A 12,241-nucleotide genomic window follows, 5' to 3' on the forward strand; every position below is an offset into this window, starting at 1 on the left:
TTTGAGCGAATACTACTATCCTATTAAATAGATAGCGTTTTCATATATTATGATGACTGAAACTATCTTAATATTCAAGTTTTTCAAACTATATTTGTAAAATATTCTCGATTAAGATAGAGCCAACATTTCATATATATGGCCTAGATATAAAAATATACATATAAAAAGAAGACAAATACAACACGTGTATATGTCTTCTTGATCAGTTACTTCGATGGCCTAGTAACGGTTGAGAACTCACTGTATATTTTGTGGCCTTTAACCGTTTGATATGCCCTAATTTTATAATCTAAATTTTTACCGTTCTTTATGTTTTTACTAGCAGCACTCACTTTAGAACCTTTGATTGCCATCAGTTTTTTATAGTTTGATCCTTTGCGTGGTGCTTTATAAATTTCGTAGCCAAGAGCTCCGCTTACAGGCTTCCATGAGAAAAGAAGCTTGTCCTTCGATACTTCCTTGGCCTTCAGATTTGTAGGCTTTGCCAATATAGGACTTCCTGATTTTATGTCTGTGTAAGAACTATACAATTTTGTATTTTCCACATTCTTGTAAGCACGCATTTTATAGAAATACGTATTCCCCAGAGAAACTTTTTTATCTATATATGTTGTTACTTTATTGTTTTTTAGGGTAGCTATTTTTTCATATTTGCCTGATTTCTCTACAGCGCGATAAATGATGTAGCCATCTGCATCTGTCGATCCCTTCCAGCTTACAGTAATTTGATTATAGGTTTTGCCTGATACAGAAAGCTTAGCTGGTTTTTCAGGGTTCTTGATAAACTTTGCAAAAACCACTGTCTCAGTTTTTAACATCGTATCTAAATCAAACTCTTTTTTATATGAATTATCTGTATACCATCCTGCAAAAGTATAGCCTGCTTTTTTAGGTACCTCTAATGCTTCATTATCTCGTATTGTTTGTTGAGATAAAACAGTGCCATTTGCATCTTTAATAGATACTGCGTAATCTTTTAATCCATCGCCCGTTTCAACCGTTTTGAAAGTCCAGATTGGCGAGCGGACTTTTCCTTGGTAATCATCTGTTACGTCTGCATACCAGTAGTATTGTCTATTGTTCTCGAGGTCCTTCCATACTACTTTAGCAGCTTCATTGTTTTTTACATTTTGAGTTGCGCCAATTTTGGTATTCGTATAGACATTTACATTAAACGAATCGGTTGCTACTACTTTCTCTTTTGGCGTTAAATCTGTTTCAATAACAAATTCATCTTTGCCTGGATAGTCATCCGCATTATAAAAATTATATTTATTTAAATATGGAGAATAGGTTTTCACATAAATCTTATTCTCAATAGGATTTACTTGGAGAATGCGCATAAACCCTTGTCCGCCTTCAGGACCACCGGAATAATCAGTTAGCATTTGATATACTTTACGATCAGGGTGGCCATCACCGTTGTCATCAATCTCATCTACTTTTGTTTCACTTCCAAAGAAATGGCCAGACAAGACAAGAATGACATTCGGATTTTTTTCCACTACTTTTTCAAAGAGAGTATTTCCCAGGAAACTTCTATCTCCTGACGGCTGAAGGTACTCATGGAAATTGAGTATAGCTTTACGATCTGGATATTTCTGTAGTACTTTATTCATCCACTCTATACTCTCTTCATCAGTTCCCCATCCCATATAAAGCATAAGGAAATCATTGCCTTGTTCACTGATTAAATCATAATGGCCTCGATTATTATCATAAGACTCACCGTAATAATCTTTGTTTATAAAACGTTTTTCACCAAAATATTTATAGAATGTATTGTAGTTAAAATCAATGTGGTTGACATCATGATTGCCTGCCAACACGCCATACGGAACATTTGCATCATCCAATGTTTTCATTGCAGCGTCTGCGTTGACCCATTGGCTTTTCTTTGATTGCATATCAATTATGTCTCCTGTATGGAATACATATTTAATCTTCATTTCATCTTGCTGATTCACAATCCACTTTGTCATTTCTTTATAGATTTGCGGATAGCTTTTCGCATAATATTGAGTATCCGTCATCCAAACAAAGGAATAATTAAATTGATTCGTCTGAGCTACTTCATCTTGAACCAATACTTGCACTTTGTGGTCACGTGCAAATGCAGTTCCTGAAATGACAGCATTCAGCTTAAAGTTTTTATTATCGTTGGCAATTTTCCATTCTTGCACCTGCCATTTTTGTTTGTCAAAATTCCACACATAGAGTGATACTCTTCGACCAATAACAGATTTACCCTCCCAGTTTATTTCAACCTCGTCTTTTGCAAGGTCCACTTTGTTATCCAAAGATACTTCAAAGCGGTGGTACGGATATTTGTCCGTTCCTGTTGTCGTTACGTATTTTTTGTCTGAGGTAGCTATCGAATCCACATCTTCTATAGGCTGTTCCCCATTTGATACGAGATCCTTCGGTGGTTCATTATCTGTCTTATTTTCATATGCTCTTATATGTGAAGCTTGATTCGCAGTATATTGATACGCTTTTTTAAATGAAACATGTAAATCGTCTCCTGTTGGGTCACCAACAGTAACCTTCAACTTTGGTGCTACTGGAACATCGATAGATTTTTCATAGGGTATCATTAACTGAGGTAGATAAGGTTGTTCTTCCACTACTTGGAACGTTGTAGTTTTCACTGAGCGATTCCCAGCTTGGTCCGTTGCTTCAATTCGTAAAGTATGGCTACCTGGTGTTAACGCTGCTGAAAAAGTATTAAACGGCAAAGTAATCTCATTATCATCTAGCTTTGCCACTACTTTTTGGACGCCTGCATAGTCATCCTTTAATTCAGCGTTAATGGTGAATTTGCCTTTATAAAGCTTATTCTTTTGTATAGATGGAACAATCACTGGCGGCGTATTATCAACAAAGACAGTGGATTTGACTGTTTTCTTCCCGCTCTTTGCCATAATGGTATGGGTTCCCTCTTTTGCACTCTTTGTATTCCATTTAAAGGAACTTGCTGAAAACTGTTCGTCCGGTACAGCAAAGCTTATTTTTAGAATGGGCTTTGACCCTTTGCTATCGCCAACTTTCCATTCCTTTTCCGGATCTGCATATTTAGGATCGTAGAGAACTGTTCCGTCACTTAATATTAATCGCATATGTTTGACAACAAAGTCATCACGATTTTCTTTTGAATTTTCATCAAAAGGCGATACCTTTGTTCCGGACCGAATAGCAAATGCTCGCTTCTTCCCTTTTGTAAAATACTTGGGGTCCACAGGAACAATAAGTGTTTTATACGAGGTGATTTTGTCATGGAATATTTGCAGGACATCCTTACCAATCGTCACACCATTTTCAAAATAACGATCAATTTTATTAACATCCATGACTAAGTACGCTTTGCTTTCCAAGGCCTCTGTTGTTTTTCCTGTTACATCCTCTTGATCAATCAATAAAGAAGATTTTGAATTTTTTTCTGTATTAAAGGCTTTTACTAATATATTTTTCGAGAGAACAGTATCATTCTGTATATTGAGTGATAGACCTTGAGGTATTCTTTCTTGCATTACCTCTACTTTTTTCTTCTCAATCTCTTGCGTATTTGTTCCATCAGATACGCTTAAGTAATACTCTACATATTCCTTCCCAATCAGGTCTGTAGAGGGAATTGTATATTTATAGAGGCTACTGCCGCTCTTTTTAGTAAGGTCAATGGCTTTAAATGACTCTTCATCATTGGTCTTGTAGTACAAGCGAGCTGTTTTAATTGAAATATTATCATATAGGTTAAAAGAGAATAACAAATCATTTTGTTCGACGTTCACCTCAGGCGTAGAAACGTCTTGGATTTCCGGCTTTTGTTCATCTTTTGGAATAACCACTTTTTCAGATGGTATTTGCTCTGACGATACATAGCCAGGCGTGGCATCATAGGTTCTACTGCTATACTTTTTCAACATCTTGTCCTTTGGCGTTCCTGAATATGTATAGAGTATTCCTTTGTCTGCTACAGTATCTATTACTCCAGGTACTTCATTATAGTAGGCAATTGCCACATCTTCCCCTGTGTTTGTTGCCAGTGCAAGACCTTGAACACCATTAACCTCCAAAGGTTTCGTAGCAGTTACCTTGACGATTGTTTCATTTTCAATGAGATGCACATCGTAATAACGATTAAAGTCTGCCACAGTTTTCGTATTATCTTGTACAATCCAGTAGACAATCGAACCTCCTGTTGGAATCGTGATGTCCTCAGTTTCAGGAGTCAAAACGTCATCTTCCTTTTTCAAATTTTCAAGATAGCGGTAGCGGAGCTTGTAATCATTTAAGGAAATATTTTTATCGGCATTATTGTAAATCTCCACAAATTGATAAGCATTTGTTCCTTCTGATTCAGCATTTTTAGAAACTACCTCTGTCATGAACAATGAAGGTGCGTTAAGTATTGAAGTGTCATTTTCAGCTGCATGGGCTGTCGTTACATGTAAGTTTGCTATGCTTGCTGAAAGAAAAAGTATGGAGGCAAGGAACATAGCTAACTTCTTTTTCATCATTTTGTCTAACCCCTTTGTAATTTTTGGATATAAAAAATAAATTTCCCATGCCTATTATAACAATACACCCAGATTTATCTACTAGTATCAGGAAAATGATGAGTCTTTTTAACAATAAAAAATAAAAAACTGCACAATCTACATTGATAGATTGCGCAGCCTATAAAAATTTATCCCATATGATGAGGTCAATCAGATACTATAATCCACCTAAGTAAGCAGCTTTTACTTGTTCTGCCTCTTGTAAATCTTTTGCTAATCCAGATAATACTACGTGACCCGTTTCTATCACATATGCACGGTCTGCTATTGATAAAGCCATATGTGCATTTTGTTCGACTAACAAAATGGTCGTTCCCTCTTTACGTATTTCTTCAATGGTATGAAAAATTGTTTTTACCATTAAGGGAGCTAATCCCATGGATGGTTCATCTAATAGAAGTAGTTTTGGACGTGCCATAATTGCTCGCCCCATCGCTAGCATTTGCTGCTCTCCACCTGATAGTGTCCCGGATAGCTGTTTTCGCCTCTCCAATAAGATTGGGAAGATTTTAAAGATCCGTTCTTTATCTTCTGCTACGGCTTTATGATCCTTACGTAAATAAGCACCCAAATCCAAATTTTCTTCCACTGACATGTTTGAAAAAACTCGCCTACCTTCAGGTACGTGAGATATTCCAGCTTTCACGATAGTTTGAGCTGCTTTACCAGCAATTGTTTTACCTTGGAACTCAATGGTTCCTTGCTTTGGTTTTAAAAGGCCAGAGACCGTTTTTAAGAGTGTACTTTTCCCGGCGCCATTTGCGCCAATTAATGTCACAATCTCTCCTTCATTAACCTCCAAGGAGACGCCTTTTAATGCTTGGATATTCCCATAGAATACATTAATCTCATTAATTGTTAGCATCTACTCCGTAACCTCCTCGCCAAGATACGCTTCAATGACTTTCTTGTTGTTTCTTATTTCTTCCGGTTTGCCCTCAGCTATTAGTTGGCCATGATCCAGTACATAGATGCGCTCACAAATCCCCATCACCAATCCCATATCATGCTCGATCAGCAAAATGGTTAGGTCAAACTTTTCCCGTATAAGAGCAATTAAGCCCATTAAATCTTGCGTTTCCTGTGGGTTCATACCTGCAGCTGGTTCATCTAAAAGCAAAAGCTTAGGTTTAGCTGCTAGTGCACGGGCGATTTCTAACCGCCTTTGCATACCATACGGCAAGTTTTTAGCCAATTCATTCATGTAGGGATCGAGCCCAAAAATTTTTAAAAATTCTATAGATTCTTGTTCCATTTTTGTTTCACCCGAAAAATAACTTGGCAAACGAAAAATGGAACTGATGACAGAATGGTGTGCCAAAGAGTGATTGGCTACTTTTACATTGTCTAATACCGATAAATCCTTGAAGAGTCGAATATTTTGAAACGTCCTGCTGACACCGCTTTTTGTTACTTGGTGAGGCGACATATTATTTGTTTTCTTTCCATTAAAAATAATGGTGCCTTCAGTAGGTTTATAAACACCTGTCAGCATATTGAAACTTGTTGTTTTCCCAGCGCCATTCGGTCCGATTAACCCAATTAATTCGCCTGCATGCATTTCCATATTTAATCCGGATACTGCTTTTAAACCACCAAACTGAATACCTACATTTTCTACTTTCAAAAGAAGGTCACTCATTGACTTTTCCTCCTTTTGCTTTTTTGTTGAATTTAAAGAAGTCCGTTATTTCTTTAGTTCCCATTAAGCCAGATGGTCGATATAACATAACAATAATGAGGACTAAGCTATAAATAATCATTCGAGTTTCAGGGAAGTCTTGTAAGTATAAAGAAATAACTGTCAATAAAATAGCAGCAATGACAGCACCAGATAAACTTCCCAGCCCACCCAAAACAACATAAATTAAAATATCAAAAGATTTTAAGAACCCAAATTGTGATGGTTGTATGATGAAGAAGTTGTGTGCAAATAGCCCACCTGCAAGTCCAGCAAAGAATGAACCGATTGCAAATGCCAATACCTTGTAATACGTCGTATTAATCCCCATTGCATCTGCTGCAATTTCATCTTCTCGTACGGCGATACATGCTCTACCATGTCTTGAATTCGTAAAGTTTGCAATTACAATAATGGTAATTAGGACGCCGAAAAATGCGTATGTCCAAGTCGTCAAATAATCAACCTGCATCCCTGCAGCGCCGCCGACATAATCAATATTCAAGAAAATAATTCGTATAATCTCAGCAAATCCTAGTGTGGCAATCGCCAAATAGTCTCCCTTTAAGCGCAATGTCGGTATCCCAACAATAAGTCCTGCTACTGCTGCAACAATGGCACCAATGATTAAAGCAACAGGGAATGGAAAGCCTAGGTTGGTAGTAAAAATAGCTGAAATATAAGCCCCAACAGCTAAGAATCCCGCATGTCCAATCGAAAATTGGCCAGTAATGCCAATGACTAAATGTAAACTCACAGCTAGTATGATATTAATAGCAATGGTAATAAATAGATTGGAATAATACATATCAAGTTGGCCATTGACAATCAATAGCTCAACAATGGCATAGACCACAAGCGCCACTGCAATGTAAATCCAAAAGATTTTAGACTTTTTCATATGCACGCTCACCTACACTTTCTCTCGGGTGTTCTTGCCAAAAATACCCGATGGCCTAAAGATTAATATGAGAATTAGAATAATAAACGCTGCCGCATCCCGCCAAGAAGAGAAACCGAGCGCACTAACAATTGTTTCGACTACGCCAAGCACCATTCCGCCAGCCACTGCTCCTGGAATAATTCCTATTCCTCCTAATACAGCTGCAACGAATGCTTTAACTCCTGGAATAATCCCCATTAATGGATCAATCTTTGTATAATACACACCGAATATGACTCCTGCCGCACCAGCTAAGGCTGACCCTATCGCAAACGTTACGGAAATCGTATTATCTACATTAATCCCCATCAACCGCGCTGCCTCTACATCATAAGATACTGCACGCATAGCCTTGCCAATCTTTGTTTTATGTACGATAAATTGAAGGATTAGCATTAGTACGATAGATACTGATAGAATCATGATTGACTGCATACTAATTTGTGCACCTAAAAATTGAAATGTTTTAGAAGAAACGACATTAGGATATGCCTCCGGCTGTGCCCCTCTAAAGAAAATGGTTGTATATTCAATTAATAGCGACACGCCAATCGCTGTGATCAATGCAGCAATACGCGTAGCATTCCGCAAACGCTTATACGCTACCCGCTCGATGAACACGCCCAATAAAGCGCAGACCACCATCGCTAGAAGGAGAGCCGGGAAGAAACCCAAATCCCATCTTGATATTGCAAAAAAACCTATAAATGCGCCAATCATAAACACATCACCGTGCGCAAAGTTAATTAATTTGATAATGCCGTAAACCATTGTATAACCTAGTGCAATCAAGGCGTAAATACTGCCGAGTGAAATTCCGTTGATTAATTGTTGCAGCCATTCCATATACAGTTCACTCCTTTTAAAAAACAATAGAAAAACTAGAAAAGGGAGGTTTATGCCCTCCCTTTAAATAACAGCTTAAGGATTGACCTTAGAGTTAAACACTTGTTTGCCATCTTTGAATTCAAGTACTGTAGCTGATTTCACTGGGTGGTGATTCTCATCCACAGAGAATGTGCCTGTTACGAGAGACAAATCTTTTGTTTCCGCCAAAGCATCTTTCACTTTTTCGCCATCTGTAGAACCAGCTCTTTCAATTGCATCCTTCAGCCAATACACCGTATCGTAGCCCAACGCATTGAATGCATCCGGTGCTTGGTCTTTGTTAGCACCTTTAAAGGCCTCTACAAATTTTTGAATTTTTTCATCTGGATCTTCTGATGAATAGTGATTGGTAAAGAATGTGTTATTAAGCGAATCTCCTCCAGCAAGTTCGACCATTTTTGGCGAATCCCATCCATCTCCGCCCATCAAAGGTACGGTAATACCTGCTTCTCTTGCTTGCTTGACAATCAAGCCTACCTCCTCGTAATAACCTGGAATATAGATAAAGTCAGGTTTCTTGGATTTTAGGCGTGTTAGCGTTGATTTGAAATCCGTATCTTTCGCAACATATGATTCTTCCGCTACTACTTTTCCACCATTTTCTTCTATTGTTTCTTTGAAAGATTTCGCTAAGCCTTTTGCATAATCACTGGCACTATCTGAGAAGATAGCGACGTTCTTTGCTTTTAGAGTGTTCAGGGCAAAGTTTGCTGCAATCCTTCCTTGGAATGGATCAATAAAGCATGTACGGAATGCATATTCATTTACTGAATTATCACTGTTAACAGTTACTGTCGGAGAAGTAGCTGATGGCCCAATCACCGGCATTTTATTTTTATTTGCTATTTGCACAGCTGCTACAGTATTGCCTGAAGTAGCTGAACCAATTTGCGCTACAACCTTTTCTTGCGTTGCGAGCTTGATAGCAGCAGCTGTTGCTTCCGCTGCGTCTGATTTATTGTCAATTTCGACAGGGACAATCTTCTTGCCGTCAATACCCCCGTTATCATTGATTTCTTTAATAGCAAGTCTTGCTCCTTTTGCAATGCCCGAACCATAAGAGGCCACATTGCCCGACAACTCTAGATTTAGACCAATTTTCACTTCTTTACTGCTGTTACCTTTGCTGCCTGACGTAGTGGATTGGTCTTTGCTACCGCAACCTGCCAATAGCCCTACAACTAATGAAGAAGCCAAAAATACCGAAGCATACTTTTTTAATTTACTGTTAGCGACCATCTAAAGCCCTCCTTTGATTACTATATTCTAAATATTTTGAAAATTTTATTTAGAAGATATTTAGGAATATAGTCTTTCTATCTAGCAATACTTAATACTTATCATATTGTAATGTATTCCTTTCTATTCGTCTACACAATTTTTTATAAATTATAAATATTTAAAATAGTCAAAAATGCATTATATTAATCAATCCATTTTGTTCTATATTATGGTTCCAGCGCTTCTAGTATACCTTTATAAAGAAATGAAAAAATCAAGAAGGAATACCCCTTCTTGATTCATTGATAAATGCTATAGTGAGAAAATTAATGAAGCATAATAGAACCGCCATCAACCATAAAGGTTTGGCCAGTCATATATTGAGAATCCTCTGAAGCTAAGAATACAGCTACACGGCCGATATCTTCTTCCACATCGCCAAAACGGCCCAATGGAATTTTACTTCTTACTGCTTCATAGTATTCTGGTTGGGCTTTTGCCCATGCTTGTACACCAGGTGAGTTGGCAATTGGGCTGATAATGTTTACATTAATACCAAAGCGGCCCCATTCATTTGCAGCAACACGAGAAATACCACGAATTGCTTCTTTTGCAGCAGCATATGAACCTTGTGTTTCATGACCATTAATACCAGCGCCTGAAGCAAAGTTAATTACATTGCCTTTTGTTTCTTTTAAATAAGGAAGCGCTGCTTGCATTAAATAAAATGTTGGGTAGAACCCTGTATTGAATGACAAATCTAAATCTTCTTGTGTTATGTCTTCAATAGTAACTTGCTTAGAAGCATGTGCATTGTTTACTAATACATTCAATTTTCCGTATTTCTCAACAACTGTTTTTATGATATTTGGAAGATTTTCACGATCCATTAAGTTCGCTTGCATGAACATAGACTTTGGCGAGATTGCTTGCAATTCTTTTTCCATTGCTTTGCCTGTCTCTTCATTTAAGTCAACAATCACTACTATTGCTCCCTCTTTTGCCATCGCTTTCGCCATGCCGCTGCCAATACCTCCAGCTCCTCCTGTAATAATAGCAACTTTTTCATCTAATTTACCCAAAAGTAACAACTCCTTTCCTTCAATACACACTATTTTAACACTAAAACATTTAACGTTAAAATAATATCTATATCTATACTGGTTTTTTATGCATTAAACCGGTTTATTCTCCATTAAAAGATGATCTTTTCGGCCATGGAGCAAGAAGTATAGAGCTAATGTGATAAAAATAAATATCCCTAAAGAAATATAGAGTTTTCCGTAGCCGATAAGCGGGATAATAAAACCAAGTAAATATGGCCCGATACCTAAGCCGCCGTCCATTGCGATAAAGAACGTAGAAGTCGCAAGACCCATACGATGAGAAGGTGTTACTTTTACGGCGATAGCTTGTGCTGAAGATGATAAATTACCGTAACCTATCCCAATAATAGCACCTGCAGCTAAAAGAACAAAATTGCTATGCGCAGTACTTAGTAATAGCAAACCTAAGCCAAAAAGAACAAAGCAAGGATACATGACAAAGTTAGCACCCTTCGTATCCATTAACCGTCCACTGAATGGGCGTGTAATTAAAATTGCAATTGCATACACAACAAAGAAAAAGCTAGAAGCTTCTACTAAGTTACGATCTTTTGCAAAGAAGTTGATGAATGATAAGATGCCTGCATAACCTAATGACATACAAACAGTAATAATAGCAATCGGAATTGCTTTTGGCTCAATATATTGAGAAATAGAGAAACCTTTTGATTCCGCTTTTGCTTCAGGAATCAATTCCATAGGTGGAACTTTTGTTGTAAGGCCTATTATTAAACTAATAACACCTAATAGTACACAAACCGCAAAAATCATATTGTAAGAAGTATGTTGACTCATTAGAATTCCGATAAATGGCCCAATCGCTGTTCCTAATGTTGTACTCATACTGTAATAGCCAATGCCTTCCCCTTTACGAGAAATCGGCAGTACTTGCGCAACAATGGTACCAGTTGCTGTAGAAGCGATCCCTACGGCAAATCCATTTACAAAACGAGATAAAAGGAGCACTGTGATGCCCGCGTGGATAAAATACAAACATAATGTAGCAATAAATAGAACAAGACCTACAATCAGAACATGTTTACGGTCAAAATGGTCAATAACCCTCCCCGTCCCAAGCCTTCCAATCAATGTTCCGATAATATAAATCCCTGTTACTAAGCCCGCTTGGCTAGTAGTTGCATGATAATCTTTCACTGCAAATGAGGCAATAGTTACCATTAATAAGTAGAAAATTAATAAAATAAAAAAGTTAATTAAGGACATGACAATAAAATCTTTTGTCCAAAGCTTTTCTTTAGCGTGACTCATTTATTTTCCTCCGATCTGGTAGATAAATTTCTTTTGATTTTTTGCAAAGTATGAATAAATGCAAGTTGCTCTTCTTCTCCCACATCTAAGAGCAGTTGTTGTTCAAAAGCATCCACTGTGGTGCGGATTTCATTGAATATTTCCATACCTTTATCTGTCACCACTAACCGTTTTTCCCGTTTGTCTTGCCCTTGGATGGTGTCGACATAACCCATTTCGATTAAACTCTTCATAGTTCTTGCGATATTCGGCTTTTCAACACCCATAATACGTGCAATTTCTACGGACGTAGCAAATTCGGTCATGACTAAATAATATAAAACGGACCATTGAGTTCGATGCAGCCCATGCTTAGAAAGCTGCTCATTTAACTGTGTTTCAAATGGTCGGTAGGTTAAGATTAGCTCATGAAAAAGTGTGCGATATTTTTTCATATACCCTCCATATAGTTAACAATGATAACTAAAACAACTTTTTCATTGTATCAGAATATAATTTTAAAATCAAGTAGCCTTGTAGGATTAAAGGTTTACCCTATTTCTGCTTTCATGTCATAGTTTCTTTCTAAGCA

Annotated in this window: 9 protein-coding genes; all 9 read right to left on the minus strand. The window is 37.4% G+C overall.

Annotation, left to right across the window (positions count from 1 at the left end):
• Window positions 1-209 precede the first annotated feature (209 nt).
• The 9 genes from RST01_RS13230 to RST01_RS13270 all read right to left on the minus strand — a co-directional run bounded on the left by RST01_RS13230 (window position 210) and on the right by RST01_RS13270 (window position 12,104).
• Complete coding sequence (locus RST01_RS13230) at window positions 210-4,520, minus strand: metallophosphoesterase (protein ID WP_147197449.1); 4,311 nt, start codon at window positions 4,518-4,520, stop codon at window positions 210-212.
• Window positions 4,521-4,719: 199 nt separating this feature from the next.
• Entirely contained in the window at window positions 4,720-5,427 is a 708-nt protein-coding gene (locus RST01_RS13235; protein WP_066791005.1) for an ABC transporter ATP-binding protein, read from the minus strand.
• Window positions 5,428-6,204 carry an ABC transporter ATP-binding protein gene (locus tag RST01_RS13240; RefSeq protein ID WP_066791006.1) on the minus strand — a complete coding sequence of 259 codons (777 nt, stop codon included), beginning with the start codon at window positions 6,202-6,204 and terminating at the stop codon, window positions 5,428-5,430.
• Window positions 6,197-7,144 carry a branched-chain amino acid ABC transporter permease gene (locus RST01_RS13245; RefSeq protein WP_147197451.1) on the minus strand — a complete coding sequence of 316 codons (948 nt, stop codon included), beginning with the start codon at window positions 7,142-7,144 and terminating at the stop codon, window positions 6,197-6,199. The genes RST01_RS13240 and RST01_RS13245 overlap by 8 nt, the downstream gene beginning before the upstream one ends.
• A 12-nt stretch (window positions 7,145-7,156) precedes the next feature.
• The gene (locus tag RST01_RS13250; RefSeq protein ID WP_147197453.1) at window positions 7,157-8,032 is read right to left on the minus strand and encodes a branched-chain amino acid ABC transporter permease; all 876 of its coding nucleotides are present in this window, start codon (window positions 8,030-8,032) and stop codon (window positions 7,157-7,159) included.
• Between the two features lie 75 nt (window positions 8,033-8,107).
• A complete protein-coding gene (locus tag RST01_RS13255; RefSeq protein ID WP_147197455.1) occupies window positions 8,108-9,313 on the minus strand; it encodes an ABC transporter substrate-binding protein in 1,206 nt (401 codons plus the stop codon).
• Window positions 9,314-9,621: 308 nt separating this feature from the next.
• Complete coding sequence (locus RST01_RS13260; protein ID WP_147197457.1) at window positions 9,622-10,377, minus strand: SDR family NAD(P)-dependent oxidoreductase; 756 nt, start codon at window positions 10,375-10,377, stop codon at window positions 9,622-9,624.
• Window positions 10,378-10,470: 93 nt separating this feature from the next.
• On the minus strand, window positions 10,471-11,670 hold the full coding sequence (locus tag RST01_RS13265) for an MFS transporter (protein ID WP_147197459.1): 1,200 nt from the start codon (window positions 11,668-11,670) through the stop codon (window positions 10,471-10,473).
• On the minus strand, window positions 11,667-12,104 hold the full coding sequence (locus RST01_RS13270) for a MarR family winged helix-turn-helix transcriptional regulator (protein WP_066791024.1): 438 nt from the start codon (window positions 12,102-12,104) through the stop codon (window positions 11,667-11,669). Before RST01_RS13270 ends, RST01_RS13265 begins: the two co-directional genes overlap by 4 nt.
• Window positions 12,105-12,241 lie beyond the last annotated feature (137 nt).

This window comes from Rummeliibacillus stabekisii, assembly GCF_007988965.1.
Lineage (GTDB): Bacteria > Bacillota > Bacilli > Bacillales_A > Planococcaceae > Rummeliibacillus > Rummeliibacillus stabekisii.